The following is a 19,617-nucleotide window of genomic DNA, read 5'->3' as shown; positions in this document are numbered from 1 at the left end:
GCGCAGGCCAAACATTACCGCATGTCAGCGGCGCCCCATGACCATCCCCGGGTCACTCGTGGATCTTCCACGGCATGGTGATGCCGAACTTCCAGACGTAGATCCCCACCAGCACCGCGATGATCACCAGACCGATCACGGTGAGGATGATGTTGCGACGCCGGACCTTGGGGTCGAGCGCCCGCTGAGCGGCCTCGGTGACCTTCCGCCGCGTCCAGCGCAGCACCAGCTGCGCCCAGACGAACTCGGTCGCCCAGATCGCCATGCCGCCGAAGATCACCAGCCAGCCGGGGCCGGGCAACGGCAGCATGATGATGCCCGCCACGACCACCGCGAGGCCGACCGCGAAGACGCCGACCTGCCAGCTCATGTGCAGCGCCCTGGACGCCTTGATGAACCCGGGCGCCCTGGAGCCGAGCTCCCGGTCCTCCTTCGTCACACCCTCCGTGACATCTCCTGTCACGCTTTCCGTCACATCCCCCGTGGCGGACACTGGTTTCGCCGGTACGGCGCCCCCGTCCCGCTCGTAACTGTCCGCATTCATGGGAGCCAACCTACCGGAACGGTCTTCGTCACCGGAATGGCCGTATAACCCAAAGTTACACACCGCCGTACGAGCTACCTGAAGGAACACAAAAAGGTCAGAGGGGTTTACAACGCCACCGTAGGTGGCATGTCGATTTCGCCGACGTGCGAATCCCCGAGCGCACACTGAGCGAAAGGCCCTGGCGCTTATGAACACCACGGTCAGCTGCGAGCTGCACCTGCGCCTCGTTGTGTCGAGCGAGTCCTCACTGCCTGTACCTGCGGGCCTGCGGTATGACACGGCCGATCCTTATGCCGTGCACGCCACCTTCCACACCGGAGCGGAGGAAACGGTCGAGTGGGTTTTCGCCCGCGACCTCCTTGCCGAGGGGCTTCATCGGCCCACCGGCACCGGAGACGTCCGCGTCTGGCCATCCCGTAGTCACGGCCAGGGCGTCGTCTGCATCGCACTGAGCTCCCCGGAGGGCGAAGCCCTGCTCGAAGCCCCGGCGAGGGCCCTGGAGTCGTTCCTGAAAAGGACCGACGCCGCGGTTCCGCCAGGCACCGAGCATCGTCACTTCGACCTCGATACGGAGCTCTCACACATCCTGGCCGAGAGCTGAGCCAGGCCGAGAGCTGCACGGCGCCGTCCGACTCGGGGAGGCGGCGCCGCGCGGAAAACCTCATAGGGCTGACATCGACGCCGTCATCACGGAATCCACCGTGGTGACGGCGTCGGCGCGTTCCCCCACAGCCGTGCCCGCACACCCCACGCGCCGACGGGCGCCCCGGGGCGCCGGGGCCCCGGGGCGCCCACCCACGGCCCGGACAGGCAGCCTCCGGCCAACGGATGCCCATAGGTGGCCGGTAAGCCCTCCCCGCGCCCCTCATGGGCTCTCTCGGGCCTCTGCGCGCCGACGCCGAGCCAGTAGAGTCAGCCCGCATCGGCGGGCACCCGCCCGCCGGAGGCCAGGGAGCGAAAGCGTGCTGATCCCCCACGACACCCGGATCGCCCTCGACACGGTGGTCGATCTGCTGAACACCGCACCGGAGAGCGAGCCCCCGGGAAGCGGACAGCCGGAAGGCGAGCCGATCGACGGTCTCGCCGACATCGCAGCGCTGTACGACTTCGCGCAGCGCCATCGCATCAGCGGCGTGGGCGAGCTCCATGAGAAGGACCTGCGTGCCGTACAGGACGTACGGACACGCTTCGCCGCGATCTTCGCGACGGACGACGCGCAGATCGCCGCCCCGCTCGTCAACGCCCTCATCGCCGCCGCCGGCACCACACCGCAGCTCAGCAATCACGACGACTACGACTGGCATGTCCACTACTTCGCACCGGACGCCTCGATCGCCGACCACCTCGCCGCCGACTGCGGCATGGCACTGGCCTTCATCGTGGTGGCGGGCGAGCAGGAGCGGCTGCGGCGGTGCGACGCGCCGGACTGCCGGCACGCCTTCGTCGATCTCTCCCGCAACCGCTCCCGCCGCTACTGTTCCAGCCGCACCTGCGGTAACCGTCTGCATGTGGCCGCGTACCGGGCACGCCGCAAGGAAGCGGCCGGCTGACCGCTCACAGCAGGAAGAGATCATGCAGCGCGGCCATCAGCAGCAGGCTGCCGACCACCGCGAGGAAGATCATCAAAGGGGGCTGGGAAAGCGCGAAGAGGCAGCCGCGCGGCTCTTCGGCAGGGCTTGCGGGGGCATCGCCCCGGGAGGTGTCCACCATCTCGGGACGATCATGACTCAGTCCAGGCCCCCTTGGCGATCAACACGCTTTCTTGTACGGGGAGTTCACCCACCCCATGGCCGGTCACGATTCGCTCCGGCGTCCGATCGTCCATCACATTTTCGGTACGACGGCCGGTGCGCTTCTCCATCGCACGCGACACACCGTGGGCGTCGACGTTGCTCAACACCACGTTGCGCACGCTGAATTCGAGGCCCGGCGGGCAAGCGGCCGACTGGTCGCGGACACGCCGCCAGGAGACATCGAAGCCCTACGGCTCACCGGACTCCGGTCGGCAGTCGCCGAGTTGGACCAGGAACGGCGCGAAAGAAGCCGGGTGGTGGGGCCGCGGCCTCAGCGCGGCTTCGCGCTGGAGGCGCGCACCACGAGTTCCGGCTGGAGCACCACGCTGCGGTGCTCGTGCGAGCCGCCCTCGTCGTCCGCCTCCTCCAGCAGGAGTTCCGCGGCCATCCTTCCCATGACGACCGCGGGTTGACGGACCGAGGTGAGCGGTACGGCAGCGGCGGCGGCGAATTCGATGTCGTCGTAGCCGACGATGGCGATGTCGTGCGGCACCCGCACGCCCGCCGCGTACAGCGCCTGAAGCACACCGAGGGCAAGCAGGTCGTTGGCGCAGAACACCGCGGTCGGCCGCGGCACAAGACCGAGCAGCCGGGCCCCGGCATCGCGGCCCGCCGCCACGTCCAGGCGGTCGGAGGGGATCTCGACGAGTGCCTCGGGCGGCAGTCCGGCGTCGGCGAGAGCCGACAGGGCTCCTTCGCGCCGGTCCTTGATCTGATGCAGGTCGCCGGGGCCGCTGACATACGCCACCGAGCGATGCCCGGCCGATACCAGATGACCGACGGCGAGAGCGCCGCCGCGGACGTCGTCGACGGAGACCGCGCAGGTCCCCGTGCCGGACGCCACCCGGTCCACCAGCACGAAGGGAATCCGGTGACGGCTGAACGCCTCCAGGTTCCGGCCGGTCGTGTCGGCCGGGGTGACCAGGACGCCGCACACCCTCTGCTCGGCGAAGAGCCCGAGGTACTCGGCCTCCTCCGTCGGGCTCTGGCCACTGTTGCAGACCATGACACCGAGGCCGGCCGCACGGGCGGCGCGCTCGGCACCACGGGCCACGTCGACGAAGAACGGATTGCCCATGTCGAGGACGAGCAGTGCCATGATCCGGCTGCGGCCCGCCCTGAGCTGACGGGCCGATTCGCTGCGTACGTACCCGAGCTCCTCGATGGCGGCCAGCACCCTGGCGCGGGTCTCCGGCAGCACCGCCTCGGGCCGGTTGATCACGTTGGACACGGTGCCCACGGAGACTCCCGCCTGCCGGGCCACATCCTTGATCCCTGCCACACGCGCCACTTGCCCTGCCCCACTGATGCCCTCGGCCGCACACGTCCGCGGCGCCACCCCATCGTACGGACGCCGTCATGAGGCATTCCGTCGCCCCGGGCCGGTTTCCCGGGGATCACCCGCAGCGGAATGAATTGTTTCAATCCGATCGGGACGCTAGCTCCATCGCCATGCACCGTCAAGGTGAATCATGAATCGATTCAATCACCCGAGAGTGCGCTCGCCCCCGCCGGAAGAGGGCGGGGGCGCGGGTCAGATTCCGTGCTTCTTCAGGATGGCCTCGATGTCGCTGAAGTCCTCGCCCGACGAGGACTGCTGCTGCGGCTTCGCCTTCGGACGCGCCTGCGTCTGCTTCGCCGGGAGCCGGGACCCCAGGGAGGGCCCCGAAGCCGCGGGAGCGATGGCCTCGCTCTGCGCCGCCCGGGCGGCGGCCTTGCGCTCCTTGCGGCTACCGACGCCGCGGCGCTCGATCGCACGAGTGGTCATGAACAGCAGCCAGGCCACGGCGAGCAGCCCGAAGCCGATCCAGACGCTCGGCTTGAAGGCGATTCCGGCGACCCAGCCCACGACTCCGGTCAGCACCAGGCCGATCGGCACCAGGGAGTAGGCAGCGATCCGGGCCGCGGCGAGGAAGCGCTTCCGGTACGCGGTGACGGCGGCGATGCCCAGGCCCGCCGCGGACGCCGCGGAACAGATGGTCTCGGCAAGCATCGGGGCCTCCAGGCGCAAGGGGAAACGTCCCTTCCATCCTGCACCGGTCACCACCCGGGCGGCCACGATCCGGGACCACATCAGGGACATTTCAGGGCCGGTATCCTCCCCAGGTGCCGATCGGAAGCGATCCGGTCGTACGGAGCCGGAGCGGATCGGCTGCCGATTGGGACGCTCGCGCGGGCCCTGGGACACTGGCCGCATGAGCGATTCCACCCCCGCAGCGCCCGTCGTCCTCGACGTCTGGTGCGAGCTCCAGTGCCCCGACTGTCACCAGGCCCTCACCGATGTGCACGCCCTGCGGGCCAAGTACGGCGACCGCCTCGAGGTGCGGCTGCGGCACTTCCCGCTGGAGAAGCACAAGCACGCCTACGCCGCCGCGCAGGCTGCCGAGGAGGCGGCGGCCCAGGGCAAGGACTGGCCGTACATCGAGGCGGTTCTCGCCCGTACCGACGACCTCGGCCGCACCGGCGAGCCGCTGCTGATCGAGGTGGCGCGGGAACTCGGCCTGGACGCCGAGGAGATGGACACCGCCCTGATCGACGGACGCCACATGCTGATCGTCGACGCCGACCAGGCCGAGGGCAAGGCGATCGGGATCACCGGCACGCCGACGTATGTGATCGGCGACGAACGGCTGGACGGCGGCAGGAGCCAGGACGGGCTGCGCCAACGGATCGAGGAGATCACCGACCGGCTGCTCGCCGAGCAGGGCTGAGCCGACGCGGCCGCTAGAGCGTCTTGGCCAGGTTGTACTGAGTCGTTCGGTAACCGAGCGACTCGTACAGTCGCAGGGCCGGCGTGTTGGAGGCGAGGACATGCAGTCCGATCCGGTCGTCGCCCGCCCCTAGCGCGATACGTTCGGCCTGGAGCATCAGCGCCCGGCCGTACCCCCGCCCCCGGAACTCCTCACGCACCTCGACGTCGAACACGTAGCCCACCAGCATCCCCGGGTGCATTTCGTGCCGCGCCACCCAGACATGTCCCACGACCTCGTCCTCGCGGACGAGGACGTGCAGATGCGCTCCCTCGGTGGCGAGGCCGTGCGGCAGGTTCTGGCCGTGGCTGGTCTCGGCCTTCCTCATGGCCTGTTCCACCGGGACGCCACGGTCGATCCAGGTCTGCGCATAGCCGGTGATCGCGTCGCGCTCCCATTGCGCGAATTCGTCGTCCGTCATCGCGCGGGCAGCAACACCGTCAGGCAGCGCGGGTGGGGTCTGCGGCAGTGTCTTGACCATGTTCCTGCTGCGCTCGGCGTAGCCCAGCGCTGTGGCCAGTCCTTGCCCCGCGGTGTCCTGCGCCGGGACCGCCACCGTCACCTGGGTGCAGCCCCATCCGCGCAGCACCTCTTCGGCGGCCAGCGCCGCGATGGTGCCGCGTCCGCGCCTGCGGCGGGATTCGTCGATGTGCAGGGAGCGGAGCACGCCCGCCCTCTCGCCGAACCCCGGATCCGTGCCGATCTCGACGGCGCCGACGGGCCGCCCGTTGTCGCACACGTCGTATGCACGGCTCTTCGCGCCGTCGGCGCCTTGCTGGATCGGCCCGGTCGGCCGGAGGGTCGTGGTCATCGGAGACGTTCTATACGCTGAGCCCCGGCCCGTCACCCTGTTTTACGGGTTCGAGGTACGGGCTCTACGGGTCGAGGTCGTTCCCGGCCCGCTCGTCGAAGATCCGCATGGCCTTGGCAGTCAACGGCCCCGGCCCGCCGGGCAGCTCCCGGCCGTCCACCCGGTGGACGGCCTGCACATCACGCAGCGTGGAGGTCAGGAAGATCTCCTCGGCCCGTTCCAGGGCATCGAACGGCAGGTCGGTCTCCTCGGCCCCCGTCCACTCCACAGCCAGTGCACGGGTGATCCCGGCGAGGCAGCCCGAGGCGACCGGCGGGGTGTGCAGCTGCCCGTCGAGGACGACGAAGACATTGGACCCGGTGCCTTCGCAGAGCTGTCCGACCGTGTTGGCAAAGAGCGCCTCCGACGCGCCGTGCTCATGGGCGCGGGCGAGGGCGACGACGTTCTCGGCGTACGAGGTGGTCTTGAGCCCGGCGAGCGCACTGCGTTCGTTGCGCGTCCAGGGGACGGTGATCACTGCGGTGGTGTCGGGGCGGCGCCCCGCCTCCCCCAGGGCGACGACGAGGCCGGGGCCGGCGTTGCCGCGGTCGGAGCCGAGCGGGGAGAGCCCTCCGGTGTAAGTGATGCGCAGCCGCCCGAGCGCCATCGGGTTGGCGTCGATGACGGCGGTGCAGGCGCGGCGCACCTCGTCGAGGTCGGGGTCGGGGAGGCCGAGGCCGCGGGCGGAGCGGGTCAGCCGGTCGAGGTGGCGGGTGAGGGCGAAGGGCCTGCCGCCGACGGTCTTGACCGTCTCGAAGATGCCGTCCCCCACGGTGAGTCCGTGGTCGAGCACCGACACCCGGGCGTCGTCGGCGTCCCGCAGTTCGCCGTTGACCCAAATCCTCATTACGCGGTCCTTCCAGTCGCTTCGTAAGCGCCCGACGCTACAGCGAGCAGCCGGGAGGCCTTGAGTTCGGTCTCGTCCCATTCGCGCCCCGGGTCGGAGCCCCAGGTGATGCCTGCCCCGGTGCCGAAGCGGAGTACCGGTGCGGTCCGGGTCCGGTCGATCCAGAAGGTCCGTATGCCGACAGCCAGGGAGGCGGTGTGGCGGTCGGCGTCGACCCAGCCGATGCCGCCGCAGTAGGGCCCGCGCGGTGCGGTTTCCAGCTCCTCGATGATCTGGAGGGCGCTGGACTTGGGTGCCCCGGTGACGGAGCCGGGCGGAAACGCCGCGTCGAGGAGTTCGGGCCAGCCGGCGCCCTCGGCGAGCTCTCCGCGCACGGTGGAGACGAGGTGGACGAGGCCCGGGTGCTTCTCCACCACGCAGAGGTCGGGGACCGTGACCGATCCGGTGGCGCAGACCCGGCCGAGGTCGTTGCGGACCAGGTCGACGATCATCACGTTCTCGGCGTGGTCCTTCTCCAGCAGATCGTCCTCGGTCCGTCCGGTGCCCTTGATCGGTCCCGACTCGACGATCCGGCCGTCACGCCTCAGGAAGAGTTCGGGGGAGGCTGTGGCGATCTCCACGCCGTGCGCGGGCAGCCGAATCGTTCCTGCGTACGGGGCGGGGTTGCCGCGTGCCAGCAGCGCGGTCAGCGCGTCCACGTCCGCGGCGGCCGGGTCGGGCAGTGGCGCGGTCATCACGCGGCAGAGGTTGGCCTGGTAGACCTCGCCCGCCGCGATGTACTCACGGATCCGCCGTACGCCCGCGGTGTACGCGGCACGGTCCAGGGACGAGTTCCAGTCACCGGCCGCGGGGCCACGCCAGGCGCCACGCACCGGGGCGGGCACCGCCTCGGCACGTACAGCGGCGAAGCGCGCGCAGACGAGGCGGCCCTCGAAATCGGCGGATACGGCCCAGAAGCCGGACGAGTCGAGGGCTGCGGGATCACTGGTCACGTCCTGCAGATCGGACGCGACGAGGCCGCCGAAGCGGGCCATTGGAGCGAGGTCGTGCACGCCGTTGAGTCTAGTGACGGCGCGCGATGACCTGCGCCGGGGCGAACGCACCTCAGCACGCTGCACAAACGCGTTTTTGTACTGGCCCGGGAATCCGCTAGAGTTCAACACGTCGCCGGGACGCGCAAGCGGACCGGGAAAGACAAGCGGACGTAGCTCAGTTGGTAGAGCGCAACCTTGCCAAGGTTGAGGTCGCCAGTTCGAACCTGGTCGTCCGCTCGCAGAAAGTGGGGGATCTTCCCGAACCCTCACTCCTGGTGGAGTGGCCGAGAGGCGAGGCAACGGCCTGCAAAGCCGTCTACACGGGTTCAAATCCCGTCTCCACCTCCAAGGACGATTAGCTCAGCGGGAGAGCGCTTCCCTGACACGGAAGAGGTCACTGGTTCAATCCCAGTATCGTCCACTGATCCACAAGGATCCCCGCGCGATTAGCTCAGCGGGAGAGCGCTTCCCTGACACGGAAGAGGTCACTGGTTCAATCCCAGTATCGCGCACGCAGTACACGCGGGTTCACCCTGCGCGATTAGCTCAGCGGGAGAGCGCTTCCCTGACACGGAAGAGGTCACTGGTTCAATCCCAGTATCGCGCACCAGCAAAAGCCCCGGTCGTCTCGGCGACCGGGGCTTTGTCGTTTCCGCGATCAGCAGCGGTGGGTACCGGTGAGCGGCCCGACGGCAGAACGCACCGCGGGCCCGGACGGAAGGCGTCCGGGCCCACGGTCAGGCGCTCACCGGTGTCGCCCCGCTCAGGACGAGAAGAGCATGTGGCCGAAGCTCTTGTGCCGGTAGTGACCGCCGTGGTGGCCGCCGTGGTGCTGCGGGGCGCCCCAGGCGGGCGCCGGGGCGGCCGGGTAGGCCTGCGGGGCGGGCGGGTAGGCCTGCGGGGCGGGCGGCACGGGCGGGGCCTGCTGCGTCCACTGCGCCTCGATGCGGGTCAGGGACTCCAGCTCGCCGTAGTCGAGGAAGATCCCCCGGCAGCCGCTGCACTGCTCGATCTGTATGCCATTGCGGTTGTACGTCTGCATCTGTGCGTGGCACTTGGGACACTGCATGGTTCGGCTCACTCCTCGCCGTCGGGTCGCCGTCGCCGGAATACATGCCCGCCGACGGTCGGTTCAGCCTACGACGAGGGATCGGCGGCCAACTCGGGCGGCAGGGAGGCAATTCGGGCACAGGTGTCGATCATCGTCTGTTCCACCTCATCCGGAGTTCGGCCCTCCGCCGCACACTTGGCGAATGCCAGCGCCGCGGTCTGAACGGTCAGGGCCCGGGCTGGGACGTCCAGTTCGGGCCAGGGGTCGCCCTCGGAGCGTACGGCAGGTCCGCCGGCTGCCCGGTAGGCGTCCAGGAAACGGAGCCAGACCTCGGGCGGCAGCAGCCCGGCCGCGTACCAGGCGGCGGGGCGGGCGAGGTCCCATGCGGGGTCGCCGAGGCCGGCGTCGTCGACATCGATGAGCAGCCAGGGTCCGTGCGGGGCGGGGTGGCGGACGAGTTGCCCGAGGTGCAGATCGCCGTGGCACAGGAAGCGGGAGCGGTGCGGGGGCGCGGCGGCTTCGTCGCGGGCCCAGGCGGGCAGGCGGTGCCACGCTTCGCGTACGGGGGTGGTGGCCGGGTCGCCGGGCCGGGCGGCGCGCATCCGGGCAACGGCGAGCGAGGCCTTGGCGGGGCCCCGCATGGGCGGGAGCGCGAGGGAGGGCGGGGGCGGGGTCAGGTGCAGCCCGGCCAGCAGGACGGCGGCCTCTTCCCAGGGGGCGGCGTCGGGGTCGCCGGGGTCGACGGGCTCGCCGTGGGGCCACAGGGTGACCGGGCGGCCCTGGATGGTGGTGGAGGGTACGGGGGGCCGGGGCTCCAGGGGGGCGAGGAGGATGTCGGCCAGGCGGGAGTCGTTCGCGAGGGTCAGCCGGGTAAGCAGGTCGGCGGTGTCCGTGCCGGGGGCGTGCGCCTTGGCGACGACAGCCCCGCTGCGGACCACCGTGCCGTCCGCACGGTCGGCAAGCACTGCTGGTGGCGGGCAGGCACAGATGTCCTCGGGATGGGCGTGGGCGGCCCGGTGGGCGAGGGCGCCCAGCGCGCGTACGACTGCGGTGGTCACGGACTCCCCGGTGGCGGACAGGTGCGGGCGGCCCGACATGCGCCGGGCCCGCCGATGAGCGTACGTGCGTCGCGAAGAGAGCCCGGACAGCGCGATGTCCGGTCAGCTCCCCAGCTGACCGGACAAACGCTGCCGTCCGCCGCACCCCCGTCCCCACGGGGTTGTTGGCCGGATGTCCCGGTCCGGACCGCTCTTCCGGACCCGGGGCGCCGCTCAGCGCCCCAGCATCACGCCCACGGACGACGCCTGTGTGACCACTGCGTCCCAGCCGCCGAAGACGACTACGAGCAGGGCCGCCAGAGGAAGAACCATCGCCGTTGCCACCAGCGGGTGGCGCGTACCGGACGACGGGCGGCTGCCGAACGAGGCATGAACCCTGCGTCCCCTCGTGCGGATCATGGTCCTCGCTGCCGTGTCCGCCATGGTTCCTCTCCTGACTGAATGTGGAGCGGCGGGCGTGTGACCTCGGGGGACGAGTGCTGCGCCCGCCGCTTGACTTCAACATTAGGGACGCGGAAGGCGTACGACGTCATGCCCGCGTACCGAATTCCGGGCCTCCCGGAGGATGAGCCCCGGGTAGTCGATGTACTCCCCTGGGTGGAGATCGGGCGCCTGATCCCGGGGTCATCCCGGAAGGGTGCCCGGAATGTTGTGGCTCAGGTGGGCGGACGGATGCGGCGGCAGGTGGGACGGCGACCGTGACTTCACTCACTCGCCCGCGCCGCGGCTCCCGGCCGTGGGCCGTGGGTACGTCGTCCCGGTCGCCGCGGTCCCCTCCCCGCGGGGTCCGTGTCGCGCCCCCACTCGTCGGGGCCGCAGCCCTCGCAGCTCCAACCCCTGGACAGCACAACCACTTTGATGGCCCGGCACCGTTCGATGCGGGACCGGCTGCGGCTCCACTCCCCGTCATGGACCTTGCCGCGCACTGACAATCGATCGGCGGGCGAGGGCGCGGCCTCTGAGCGCCCCGGGCGCCGGGTACGTAAGCTGTGCCTCGTCAGGCGTACCAGGCAGCGGGGATGGGCAGACATGGCGATGATGCGGCTCCGGCGCGAGGACCCGCGTGTCGTCGGCTCGTTCAGGCTGCACCGGCGGCTCGGAGCGGGCGGCATGGGTGTCGTCTATCTCGGTTCGGACCGGCGGGGCCAACGGGTGGCGTTGAAGGTGATCCGTCCGGATCTGGCGGAGGACCAGGAGTTCCGCTCGCGCTTCGCGCGCGAGGTGTCCGCCGCGCGCCGGATCCGCGGTGGCTGTACGGCGCGTCTGGTGGCCGCCGATCTGGAGGCGGACCGCCCGTGGTTCGCCACGCAGTACGTCCCGGGGCCCTCGCTGCACGACAAGGTGGCCGAGGAGGGTCCGCTGTCGGCGGCCGAGGTGGCCTCGATCGGGGCGGCGCTCTCCGAGGGCCTGGTGGCGGTGCACGAGGCCGGTGTCGTCCACCGTGACCTGAAGCCGTCGAACATCCTTCTCTCCCCCAAGGGCCCCCGGATCATCGACTTCGGGATCGCCTGGGCGACCGGGGCGAGCACGCTCACCCATGTCGGTACGGCGGTGGGCTCGCCGGGATTCCTGGCACCCGAGCAGGTGCGCGGCGCCGCGGTTACGCCCGCCACGGACGTGTTCTCGCTCGGTGCCACGCTGGCCTACGCGGCGATGGCCGACTCGCCTTTCGGGCACGGCAGTTCCGAGGTGATGCTGTACCGCGTGGTGCACGAGGAACCGCAGTTGTACGACGTACACGATGCGCTCGCGCCGCTGGTGAGCGCCTGTCTGGCGAAAGACCCCGAGGAGCGGCCGAGCACGCTTCAACTCTCCATGCGGCTCAAGGAGATCGCGGCGCGGGAGGCCCAGGGTCTGCACGAGAGCCGTCCGCCCGTTCAGCGTTCGGCACAGGAACTGGACCGGCCGACCGGACGTCTCGACGGCCCGTACACCGAGCAGCAGACCCGGCGTACGGCTCCTCCGGCACCCCGTCAGCAGAAGCAGAAGCAACCTCAGAGCAGCCGGCAGGCCACGTCGTCGAGGGCCGGGTCGCCCCGCACCGGTGGTTCGCGCCCTCAGCGGCATCAGCCGCCGCGCAACACAACGCGGTCCGGCAAGCGCCCTCAAGGCACGAACGGGACGAACGGGACGAACGGCCGGCCGGGAACGCGGCCCGGGGCCCGTAAGACTTCGACGGGGCGGCGTCCCGCCAACCCGCGGCTGCTGCGCCAGCGGCTCGTCGTCTTCGTCGTGGTCACGCTGCTGGTCGCGCTGGGCATCGCGGCGGCGCAGGGCTGCCAGGGTCCGGCCCGCGGGCTGGGCACGAGCGAGAGCCGGACGCAGCCCCAGAACCAGGGCGAGGGCGAGGGCCTGCAGCCTCAGTAGGCGGTCAGTTCTGCGGGCGGCCTGACGCCACCGCGTAGAAGGCGACCGCAGCGGCCGCTCCCACGTTCAGCGAGTCGACGCCGTGCGCCATCGGGATGCGCACCCATTCGTCGGCGGCGACCAGGGCCTGGGTGGACAGTCCGTCCCCCTCGGCGCCGAGCATCAGCGCCACCTTGTCCATCCGGTGCGGTGCCGCCTCGTCGATGCTGCTGGCCTTTTCGTCCGGGGTCAGCGCGAGAAGTTTGAAGCCCGCTTCCCGTACGGTCTCCAGAGCCTTGGGCCAGGTGTCGAGACGGGCGTAGGGAACGGAGAAGACCGCGCCCATCGAGACCTTGACGGAGCGCCGGTAGAGCGGGTCGGCACAGTCCGGGGAGAGCAGTACGGCATCCATGCCGAGGGCGGCGGCGCTGCGGAAGATCGCCCCGATGTTGGTGTGGTCGTTGACGGCCTCCATGACGACCACCCGGCGGGTCGTGGCCAGCAGTTCGTCGGCCGTCGGCAGCGGTTTGCGCTGCATCGAGGCGAGGGCGCCGCGGTGGACGTGGTATCCGGTGACGCGCTCGGCGAGCTCGGGAGTGACCGCGTACACCGGGGCCGGGACCTCGTCGATGACGTCGCGCATCAGATCGATCCACTTCGCCGAGAGCAGCATCGACCGCATCTCGTACCCGGCGTGCCTGGCGCGTCTGATCACCTTCTCGCCCTCGGCGATGAAGAGGCCCTCTGCGGGCTCTCGCCTGCGCCGGAGTTCGACATCGGTCAGTCCGGTGTAGTCGCGCAGGCGGGGGTCGTCGGGATCGTCGACGGTGATGAGATCAGCCACGGGTTTGATACTGCCTTGTCCGGTGTGTGGTGCCAACGGCTTGGGAGAAGATCCGTTACCGCTGGTTACTCGGCGGGGTGCGGGCGACGCTCGCGCCGGCTATTCGGCGGGGAGCGATACGGAGCTCGCGCCGACCGCGACGACGTCGCCGATGACGATGACGGCCGGGGGACGTACGTCTTCGGCGACGGCCCGTTCGGCGACGGTCGCGAGTGTTGCGTCGACCCGGCGCTGGGCTGCCATGGTGCCCTCCTGGATCAGGGCGACCGGGGTCTCGGGGGCCTTGCCGTGGGCGATGAGGGTACGGGCGATAGCGCCGATCTTGTCGACGGCCATCAGGAGCACGAGCGTGCCGCGCAGCTGGGCGAGGGCCGGCCAGTCGACCAGTGAGCGCTCGTCGCCAGGGGCGACATGCCCGCTCACGACGGTGAACTCATGAGCCACACCGCGGTGGGTGACGGGAATTCCGGCCGCGCCGGGCACGGAGATCGAGCTGGAGATGCCGGGGACGACGGTGCAGGCGATGCCTTCGGCGGCGAGCGCCTGGGCCTCCTCCATGCCGCGGCCGAAGACGAACGGGTCGCCGCCCTTGAGCCGCACGACGGCCTTGCCCGCCTTGGCATGCTCGATGAGCGCCTGGTTGATCGCCTCCTGGGCCATGTAGCGGCCGTACGGGATCTTCGCGGCGTCGATCACCTCGACGTGCGGCGGGAGTTCGTCGAGGAGGTCGCGCGGGCCCAGGCGGTCTGCGATGACTACGTCCGCCTCGGCAAGGAGGCGGCGGCCGCGCACCGTGATCAGGTCCGGGTCGCCGGGGCCGCCGCCGACCAGGGCGACCCCGGGGGTCCGGGTGCGGTGGTGGGGTGCGGCGAGAGTGCCGTCGCGCAGGCCCTCGACGATGGCGTCGCGGACGGCGGCGGAGTGGCGCGGGTCGCGGCCGTGGGTGTCGGTGGTGAGGACGGCGACGGTCACGCCCTCGCTGCGGCCGGTGGCCGGGGTCCAGGCGGTGGCGGCGTCGGCGTTGTCGCTACGGACACACCAGGTGCGGGTGCGCTCGGCCTCGGCGGAGGCGGCGTCGTTCGCCGCGGTGTCGTCGGACGCGATGAGTGCGTACCAGGTGTCGGCCAGGTCCCCGTCGGCGTACGGGCGGCGCTCCCAGCGGATCTCGCCCGCGTCGGCCATCGCCTCGACGGACGGGGTCGCGGCCGGCGATACGAGGACGATGTCGGCGCCTGCCGCGATGAGCGCGGGGAGCCGGCGCTGGGCGACCTGGCCGCCGCCGACCACGACGACTCGGCGGCCGCTGAGACGCAGTCCGACGGGGTACGCAGGGTGATCGGCGTGATCGGCCATGGCGGTGCGGCTCCTCGTAAGGTGCGGGGTGCGGGCCGCTGCGTCGGTGGAGCGGCTGTGACGTGCGGGTTTGTGGGGCGGGGTCCACGATACGGGGTGGGGTGCGGGGTACGTGGGGCGCCTGCGGCGGGGTTGTTCCCCTGCCCGCCCCTTCCCGTAACCGGAGCTCCGCCCCCCGGACCCCGCGCCTCAAGCGCCTGCAAGGCTGGAAATCAAGCCCTTCGGTGATTGAGGTGCGGGGGTCCGGTGGAGGGGCTACTTCTCCGTGACGCCCGCCGAGTCGAACGTCGCCACCTCATGCATCGCCCGCGCCGCACTCTGCACGATCGGCAGCGCCAGCAGCGCGCCCGTGCCTTCGCCGAGGCGGAGGTCGAGGTCGACCAGCGGGCGCAGGCCCAGCTTGTTGAGCGCGGCGACATGGCCGGGCTCGGCGCTGCGGTGGCCGGCGATGCAGGCGGCGAGGGCCTCGGGGGCGATCGCCCGGGCGACCAGGGCCGCGGCGCCCGCGCTCACGCCGTCGAGGATGACGGGCGTACGGAGCGAGGCACCACCCAGCAGGAAGCCGGCCATCGCCGCGTGTTCGAGGCCGCCGACCGATGCCAGGACACCGATCGGGTCTGCCGGGTCGGGCTGGTGGAGTTCGAGAGCCCGGCGGACCACGTCGACCTTGCGGGCGTGCATCTCGTCGTTGATGCCCGTACCACGACCGGTCACCTCGGCCGGGTCCATGCCCGTGTACACACAGATCAGTGCGGCCGACGCGGTGGTGTTGGCGATGCCCATCTCACCGGTGAGCAGGCCCTTGTTGCCTGCCGCGACCAGATCACGGGCAGTCTCGATGCCGACCTCGATGGCCGCGAGGACCTCTTCGCGGGTGAGGGCCGGGCCGGTCGTGAAGTCGGCCGTCCCGGCGCGCACCTTACGGGGAAGGAGGCCGGGGGTCGCGGGCAGCTCCATGGCCACGCCGACGTCGACCACGCACACCTCGGCGCCGACCTGGGCCGCGAACGCGTTGCAGACCGCGCCGCCGCCGAGGAAGTTGGCGACCATCTGGCCGGTGACCTCCTGCGGCCAGGCCGTGACGCCCTGGGCGTGCACCCCGTGGTCACCCGCGAAGATCGCGACGGCCGCGGGCTCAGGGATCGGTGGCGGGCACATCCGGGAGAGTCCTGACAACTGCGCGGAGATGATCTCCAGCATCCCGAGCGCACCAGCGGGCTTGGTCATCCGCTTCTGGCGTTCCCAGGCCTCGCCGAGCGCCTTGGCGTCCAGCGGACGGATATTGGAGATGGTCTCCTGCAGCAGGTCGTGCGGCTCCTCGCCGGGCAGTGCGCGGCGGCCGTACGTCTCCTCGTGGACGACCCAGGACAGCGGGCGGCGCTTGGACCAGCCCGCCTGCATCAGCTCTGGCTCCTCGGGGAACTCGTCGACGTAACCGACACAGAGGTACGCGACGACTTCGAGGTGCTCGGGCAGGCCCAGGGCGCGGACCATCTCGCGCTCGTCGAAGAAGCTGACCCAGCCGACGCCCAGGCCTTCGGCGCGGGCGGCGAGCCACAGGTTCTCGACGGCGAGCGCCGAGGAGTACGGGGCCATCTGCGGCTGGGTGTGCCGGCCGAGGGTGTGGCGGCCGCCGCGGGTGGGATCGGCGGTGACGACGATGTTGACCGGTGTGTCGAGGATGGCCTCGATCTTCAGTTCCTTGAACTGCTTGGCCCGGCCCTTGGGAAGCGACTTGGCGTAGGCGTCGCGTTGACGCTGTGCCAGTTCGTGCATGGAACGCCGGGTCTCCGCCGAGCGGATGACGACGAAGTCCCAGGGCTGCGAGTGGCCGACGCTGGGCGCCGTGTGCGCGGCTTCGAGGACGCGGAGCAGGACCTCGTGCGGAATCGGGTCGCTGCGGAAGCCGTTGCGGATGTCGCGGCGCTCGCGCATGACCCGCAGGACGGCCTCGCGCTCGGCATCGTCGTAGCCGGGGGCGGGCGCGGAGGCGGGAGCCCCGGTCGCTTCGGACTCGGATGCCTCGGGCACCTCCGCTTCCTCGGCCTGGGGCTGGGCCTCGGACTGTACGGACTCCGCGGGCGCGGCCTCCGCGACCTCTGCGCTGTCCGTGGGGGCCGTGATGTCCGGGGTCTCGATGACCTCCGGGCCCGGTTCGGGCTCCGGCTCGGCCACCGTCAGGACCTCGGCCTCGGGGACGGGCGCGGGGATCGGCTCAGGAGCTTCGGCGGGCGCGACGTTCTCGACCGTCTCGACCACTTCCGCGGCCTCGACGGCCTCGGGCTGAGCGGGCTGGACCGGCTCCATCGCGAACACCACGCGCTCGGGCTCGGGCTCGCTTTCCTCGGCCTGCTCCACCACGGGGGCCGGGGCCAGGTGCGGGGCCGTCGGCACCGAACCTTCCACGGGCACGAACTGGCCCATGGGAGCGACTTCCGCGGCGTCCTCCGATGCAACGACAGCGACTTCGGCAGGCACCTCGGACACAGCCTCTGCCTGTGCCCCGGCAATAACCTCCGCCACAACCTCGACAGGAGTCTCGGCCGTGGTCGGTACCGCATCGGCCTCGGGAGCGCTCACGGCCTCGGGCACCACTACCGGAGCGATCTGCACCGGCTGTGCCTGCTGTGCCGCCGGTACCGGCTCGGCGACCGGCTCGGGCACGACCGTTTCTGCCGCTACCGGGGGAACGACCGGCTGCGGCGCCTCGGCCGACCAAGGGCTTCCGCCCTGCGGCAGGATCTCGCCGAGCTGCGGGCCCGGCAGTGCCGGCGCCTCGTCAACCGGCATCTCGAAGTACTCGGGCCCGGTGGTCGGCGGTCCGGCGTGCCGTGCGGGAGCCTGGGTCTGGGCCTGCGCCTGGGGCGCGCCCGCCGGTCCGCGGTCGGCGAGCGAGCGGACCACACCGCCGCTCGGCGTTCCGCCGTAGGACGGCCCGCCGTCTGCCGCGACCGGGCCGCGATGCAGCGGCCGGCGCACCGGGGCCTGGGTCTGCGCTGCCGTGGCCGGGGCGGGAGCCGGGGTGGGTGATGGGATGCGTACGCCCCTCAGGTCGACCGAACCGGAGTCGCGGCCACCGGTCTCGTGCGTCCCCTGGCCGGCCTCGGGCAGGGGTTCGGTCACCGGCTGCTGTGCGGCGTATGCGTCCGCGACCTGCGTCTGGACCGGTTCCTGTACCTGCACCTGCACGGGCCCCTGGGGCTGCCCGGGAGCCTCGCCGACCGGCTGGGAGTGGAGCGTGTGTGCCGAGGGCTGGGCCTGGTAGGCGCCCTGCTCGGGCAGCAGCGCCTGCGGGGCGACGCCCTCGGGGTACTGACCGGGGGTCGGCACCGCCTGCGGGTCGCCCCAGGCGCCCTGGGGGCTCGGCATCAGCAGGAGGTCGTCGTCCTCGGACACATGCTCGGAGGGAGCGAGGTAGGTGTAGGCATCCGGGGCGGCGATGCCCGGCTGCTCCACCATGCCTGCGTTCTCCGGCAGTCCCTCACCCGGGATCTGGCCGGTGTCACTCATGCGTACCCCTCGCCCATCGTCAGTGCTCCTTCGGCCCATCGCCCGGGACGCCCGACCACGGCACGCCGGCGCTCGTCAACAAGAACGAGCGGGCGCGCCGCGCGGCACGAAACGGTCGCGGACTTACTGCATTCTCGCGGCCGTTCGCTGCCGCGGCAGCTCATTTCGCCACGGCCCGCTGTGGACTGCGCCACGTCGCGCATCCCCCGGTTCTGCCGTACCACAACGGGGGCCAAAACGATCCCCTTTTCAGGACATTGACGAACGAAGCGACGAACGTCCAGCCGCGGTGCAACGATCGGCCAGCCTACCTCGCGCTGTACGCCGCCCGGGTCAGGGGGCGAGGTCCGAACGCAGCGCCGAGAGCAGGAACACGACCGAGCGTTCGCACTCCGACCATGCGGCCGTGTCGAGTTCGACGGACTGGAGGAGCGAACACCGGACGGTGTACCCGTTCCCGGTGAATGCGGCGCCGAGTGCCTCGGCCTCGTCGCGCGTCGACGCATGGGTCACGATGCGCTCGGGCCGACGCTCGGTGACGGCGGTGACGACGGGGACTCCCCCGCCCCCGATCCGTACGACATCGGGCTCCGGCAGCCGTTCCAGCACGTGGGGCGCCCGGCCCTCGACAACCTGGAGCTGGACTCCGAAGGACCGGGCCGACGCCGCGGTGCGGGCGCAGGCCGCCGGGTCGCTGTCGACCGCCAGGACCGCCGCCCCGAAACGGGCGGCCTCCACCGCCAGGGCCCCGCTGCCGGAGCCGATGTCCCACAGGAGGTCTCCGGTGCGGGGGCCCAGGCGGGCGAGTTGGGCGGCGCGCAGCCCCGGGGACTCGCCCTCGCCGCTCTCGTCCCCGGCCTCCGTGGCGCCGCCCGGGTATGCCTGAGAGGGCAGTGCCCAGCCTCGTACGCCATGGGGGTAGGCGGGGTGACGGCCGGCAATCCAGGCGCCGGTGGCCTGCGGTTCGGGGCCGCCGCCGATGACGATCACCACGTTGGGATCGCGCCAGACGTGGTCGGCGGCCTTTTCGGATGTGACGACGCTGACCTGTTCGCGTGCGGTGCCGAGTTCCTCGCAGATGACGAAGGTGCGGTGGACACCTTCGAGGAGCAGGGCGAGTTCGGCGGGGCCGGCGCCGGGCGAGGTGAGGACGGCGACCTTGTGGTGGGCGCGGCAGACGTTGACGGCGCGCCGCAGGGTGCGGGGGTGGGCGACGACGATCTGGGCGTCCTCCCACGGCATCCCGGCCCGAGCGAACGCGGTGGCGACGGAGGACACGGCCGGCACCACTTCGACTTCGAGGCCGTGCTCGGGTGCGCGGAGATTGCGTACGACCCCGAAGAAGCCGGGGTCTCCGTCGGCGAGGACCACGGCGCTGCCGCGGTGTCCGGCGATCCGGCGGGCGGCCAGGTCGATGGAGCCCAGGCGGATCCGTTCGGCGTTCGCCGGGACTTCGGGGAGTGCGAGGTGGTGGGCGGCTCCGGCGACGAGCGTGGCGGCCGAGAGGGCGGCCGTGGCCGCTCCGGTCAGTGGCGAGCCGTCCCAGCCGATCACGGTGACCCGATCGGCCATCTGTCGTCAGTCTCCTGGAGTTGTCGCAGGTGGGGATGTTCGTGAAGGGCGGGCAGGGTGAG

19 protein-coding genes and 5 tRNA genes are annotated in these 19,617 nt (G+C 71.2%); 9 read left to right on the top strand and 15 right to left on the bottom strand.

The annotated features are described in order from the left end of the window. Positions 1-52 precede the first annotated feature (52 nt). Complete coding sequence (locus tag OG609_RS33450) at positions 53-544, bottom strand: TIGR02611 family protein (protein ID WP_327276245.1); 492 nt, start codon at positions 542-544, stop codon at positions 53-55. A 190-nt stretch (positions 545-734) separates the two neighbouring features. On the opposite strand from OG609_RS33450, the gene OG609_RS33445 reads away from it, so the two are divergent. Both OG609_RS33445 and OG609_RS33440 read left to right on the top strand, forming a co-directional pair. After that, a complete protein-coding gene (locus OG609_RS33445) occupies positions 735-1,148 on the top strand; it encodes an SsgA family sporulation/cell division regulator (RefSeq protein WP_003959770.1) in 414 nt (137 codons plus the stop codon). Positions 1,149-1,509: 361 nt separating this feature from the next. After that, positions 1,510-2,097 (top strand): CGNR zinc finger domain-containing protein, encoded by a 588-nt coding sequence (locus OG609_RS33440; protein WP_327276243.1) that lies wholly within the window; start codon positions 1,510-1,512, stop codon positions 2,095-2,097. Positions 2,098-2,101: 4 nt separating this feature from the next. Here OG609_RS33440 and OG609_RS33435 read toward each other — a convergent pair whose 3' ends face one another. The 4 genes from OG609_RS33435 to OG609_RS33420 form a co-directional block, all read right to left on the bottom strand. Continuing rightward, positions 2,102-2,257 carry a hypothetical protein gene (locus OG609_RS33435; protein WP_327276242.1) on the bottom strand — a complete coding sequence of 52 codons (156 nt, stop codon included), beginning with the start codon at positions 2,255-2,257 and terminating at the stop codon, positions 2,102-2,104. Positions 2,258-2,267: 10 nt separating this feature from the next. Then, on the bottom strand, positions 2,268-2,450 hold the full coding sequence (locus OG609_RS33430; RefSeq protein WP_327276241.1) for a hypothetical protein: 183 nt from the start codon (positions 2,448-2,450) through the stop codon (positions 2,268-2,270). Between the two features lie 161 nt (positions 2,451-2,611). Further along, the gene (locus OG609_RS33425) at positions 2,612-3,631 is read right to left on the bottom strand and encodes a LacI family DNA-binding transcriptional regulator (RefSeq protein ID WP_327276240.1); all 1,020 of its coding nucleotides are present in this window, start codon (positions 3,629-3,631) and stop codon (positions 2,612-2,614) included. A 243-nt stretch (positions 3,632-3,874) separates the two neighbouring features. After that, a complete protein-coding gene (locus OG609_RS33420) occupies positions 3,875-4,333 on the bottom strand; it encodes a hypothetical protein (protein ID WP_327278279.1) in 459 nt (152 codons plus the stop codon). Between the two features lie 202 nt (positions 4,334-4,535). On the opposite strand from OG609_RS33420, the gene OG609_RS33415 reads away from it, so the two are divergent. Continuing rightward, positions 4,536-5,051 carry a DsbA family protein gene (locus tag OG609_RS33415; RefSeq protein ID WP_327276239.1) on the top strand — a complete coding sequence of 172 codons (516 nt, stop codon included), beginning with the start codon at positions 4,536-4,538 and terminating at the stop codon, positions 5,049-5,051. A 13-nt stretch (positions 5,052-5,064) separates the two neighbouring features. On the opposite strand, the gene OG609_RS33410 is transcribed toward OG609_RS33415, so the two are convergent. The 3 genes from OG609_RS33410 to OG609_RS33400 all read right to left on the bottom strand — a co-directional run bounded on the left by OG609_RS33410 (position 5,065) and on the right by OG609_RS33400 (position 7,821). Then, the gene (locus OG609_RS33410) at positions 5,065-5,901 is read right to left on the bottom strand and encodes a GNAT family N-acetyltransferase (RefSeq protein WP_327276238.1); all 837 of its coding nucleotides are present in this window, start codon (positions 5,899-5,901) and stop codon (positions 5,065-5,067) included. A gap of 64 nt (positions 5,902-5,965) precedes the next feature. Continuing rightward, on the bottom strand, positions 5,966-6,787 hold the full coding sequence (locus OG609_RS33405; protein ID WP_327276237.1) for an aminotransferase class IV: 822 nt from the start codon (positions 6,785-6,787) through the stop codon (positions 5,966-5,968). Beyond that, entirely contained in the window at positions 6,787-7,821 is a 1,035-nt protein-coding gene (locus tag OG609_RS33400; RefSeq protein ID WP_327278278.1) for a chorismate-binding protein, read from the bottom strand. The genes OG609_RS33405 and OG609_RS33400 overlap by 1 nt, the downstream gene beginning before the upstream one ends. Positions 7,822-7,985: 164 nt before the next feature. Between OG609_RS33400 and OG609_RS33395 the strand changes: the two genes are divergently transcribed. The 5 genes from OG609_RS33395 to OG609_RS33375 all read left to right on the top strand — a co-directional run bounded on the left by OG609_RS33395 (position 7,986) and on the right by OG609_RS33375 (position 8,431). Beyond that, positions 7,986-8,058 (top strand) — tRNA-Gly (locus OG609_RS33395). Between the two features lie 37 nt (positions 8,059-8,095). Then, positions 8,096-8,169 (top strand) — tRNA-Cys (locus tag OG609_RS33390). A gap of 1 nt (position 8,170) precedes the next feature. Beyond that, a tRNA-Val gene (locus OG609_RS33385) sits at positions 8,171-8,242 on the top strand. 19 nt (positions 8,243-8,261) lie between these two features. Beyond that, positions 8,262-8,333 (top strand) — tRNA-Val (locus tag OG609_RS33380). A gap of 23 nt (positions 8,334-8,356) precedes the next feature. Beyond that, positions 8,357-8,431: transfer RNA gene (locus OG609_RS33375), tRNA-Val, on the top strand. Between the two features lie 153 nt (positions 8,432-8,584). On the opposite strand, the gene OG609_RS33370 is transcribed toward OG609_RS33375, so the two are convergent. The 3 genes from OG609_RS33370 to OG609_RS33360 form a co-directional block, all read right to left on the bottom strand. Then, complete coding sequence (locus OG609_RS33370) at positions 8,585-8,890, bottom strand: TFIIB-type zinc ribbon-containing protein (protein ID WP_327276236.1); 306 nt, start codon at positions 8,888-8,890, stop codon at positions 8,585-8,587. Between the two features lie 68 nt (positions 8,891-8,958). Beyond that, positions 8,959-9,969 (bottom strand): phosphotransferase family protein, encoded by a 1,011-nt coding sequence (locus OG609_RS33365; RefSeq protein ID WP_327276235.1) that lies wholly within the window; start codon positions 9,967-9,969, stop codon positions 8,959-8,961. Between the two features lie 174 nt (positions 9,970-10,143). Continuing rightward, positions 10,144-10,353, bottom strand: coding sequence for a hypothetical protein (locus OG609_RS33360; protein ID WP_327276234.1), 210 nt, complete (start codon positions 10,351-10,353; stop codon positions 10,144-10,146). A 606-nt stretch (positions 10,354-10,959) separates the two neighbouring features. Here OG609_RS33360 and OG609_RS33355 point away from each other — a divergent pair. Beyond that, positions 10,960-12,297, top strand: coding sequence for a serine/threonine-protein kinase (locus tag OG609_RS33355; protein WP_327276233.1), 1,338 nt, complete (start codon positions 10,960-10,962; stop codon positions 12,295-12,297). A 4-nt stretch (positions 12,298-12,301) separates the two neighbouring features. Here the strand turns inward: OG609_RS33355 and OG609_RS33350 are convergent, their stop codons facing one another. The 4 genes from OG609_RS33350 to cbiE all read right to left on the bottom strand — a co-directional run bounded on the left by OG609_RS33350 (position 12,302) and on the right by cbiE (position 19,555). Beyond that, positions 12,302-13,120 carry a TrmH family RNA methyltransferase gene (locus tag OG609_RS33350; protein ID WP_327276232.1) on the bottom strand — a complete coding sequence of 273 codons (819 nt, stop codon included), beginning with the start codon at positions 13,118-13,120 and terminating at the stop codon, positions 12,302-12,304. Positions 13,121-13,219: 99 nt separating this feature from the next. Further along, complete coding sequence (gene cobA, locus OG609_RS33345) at positions 13,220-14,473, bottom strand: uroporphyrinogen-III C-methyltransferase (protein WP_327276231.1); 1,254 nt, start codon at positions 14,471-14,473, stop codon at positions 13,220-13,222. A 255-nt stretch (positions 14,474-14,728) separates the two neighbouring features. After that, positions 14,729-17,983 carry a nicotinate-nucleotide--dimethylbenzimidazole phosphoribosyltransferase gene (gene cobT, locus OG609_RS33340; RefSeq protein WP_327276230.1) on the bottom strand — a complete coding sequence of 1,085 codons (3,255 nt, stop codon included), beginning with the start codon at positions 17,981-17,983 and terminating at the stop codon, positions 14,729-14,731. A gap of 333 nt (positions 17,984-18,316) precedes the next feature. After that, the gene (cbiE, locus tag OG609_RS33335; protein WP_327276229.1) at positions 18,317-19,555 is read right to left on the bottom strand and encodes a precorrin-6y C5,15-methyltransferase (decarboxylating) subunit CbiE; all 1,239 of its coding nucleotides are present in this window, start codon (positions 19,553-19,555) and stop codon (positions 18,317-18,319) included. Between the last annotated feature and the right edge of the window lie 62 nt (positions 19,556-19,617).

It is taken from the genome of Streptomyces sp. NBC_01224, assembly GCF_036002945.1.
Lineage (GTDB): Bacteria > Actinomycetota > Actinomycetes > Streptomycetales > Streptomycetaceae > Streptomyces.
Note: the sequence above shows the minus strand (reverse complement) of the source record. Positions and strands in the feature narration are given on the sequence as shown.

Bases quoted from the DNA above. Each gene is read 5' to 3' on its own strand.
- OG609_RS33450 (WP_327276245.1), bottom strand. From the start codon at position 544: ATGAATGCGGACAGTTACGAGCGGGACGGGGGCGCCGTACCGGCGAAA.
- OG609_RS33445 (WP_003959770.1), top strand. From the start codon at position 735: ATGAACACCACGGTCAGCTGCGAGCTGCACCTGCGCCTCGTTGTGTCG.
- OG609_RS33435 (WP_327276242.1), bottom strand. From the start codon at position 2,257: ATGGTGGACACCTCCCGGGGCGATGCCCCCGCAAGCCCTGCCGAAGAG.
- OG609_RS33420 (WP_327278279.1), bottom strand. From the start codon at position 4,333: ATGCTTGCCGAGACCATCTGTTCCGCGGCGTCCGCGGCGGGCCTGGGC.
- OG609_RS33415 (WP_327276239.1), top strand. From the start codon at position 4,536: ATGAGCGATTCCACCCCCGCAGCGCCCGTCGTCCTCGACGTCTGGTGC.
- OG609_RS33410 (WP_327276238.1), bottom strand. From the start codon at position 5,901: ATGACCACGACCCTCCGGCCGACCGGGCCGATCCAGCAAGGCGCCGAC.
- OG609_RS33405 (WP_327276237.1), bottom strand. From the start codon at position 6,787: ATGAGGATTTGGGTCAACGGCGAACTGCGGGACGCCGACGACGCCCGG.
- OG609_RS33400 (WP_327278278.1), bottom strand. From the start codon at position 7,821: ATGGCCCGCTTCGGCGGCCTCGTCGCGTCCGATCTGCAGGACGTGACC.
- OG609_RS33370 (WP_327276236.1), bottom strand. From the start codon at position 8,890: ATGCAGTGTCCCAAGTGCCACGCACAGATGCAGACGTACAACCGCAAT.
- OG609_RS33365 (WP_327276235.1), bottom strand. From the start codon at position 9,969: ATGTCGGGCCGCCCGCACCTGTCCGCCACCGGGGAGTCCGTGACCACC.
- OG609_RS33360 (WP_327276234.1), bottom strand. From the start codon at position 10,353: ATGGCGGACACGGCAGCGAGGACCATGATCCGCACGAGGGGACGCAGG.
- OG609_RS33355 (WP_327276233.1), top strand. From the start codon at position 10,960: ATGGCGATGATGCGGCTCCGGCGCGAGGACCCGCGTGTCGTCGGCTCG.
- cobA (WP_327276231.1), bottom strand. From the start codon at position 14,473: ATGGCCGATCACGCCGATCACCCTGCGTACCCCGTCGGACTGCGTCTC.
- cobT (WP_327276230.1), bottom strand. From the start codon at position 17,983: ATGAGTGACACCGGCCAGATCCCGGGTGAGGGACTGCCGGAGAACGCA.
- cbiE (WP_327276229.1), bottom strand. From the start codon at position 19,555: ATGGCCGATCGGGTCACCGTGATCGGCTGGGACGGCTCGCCACTGACC.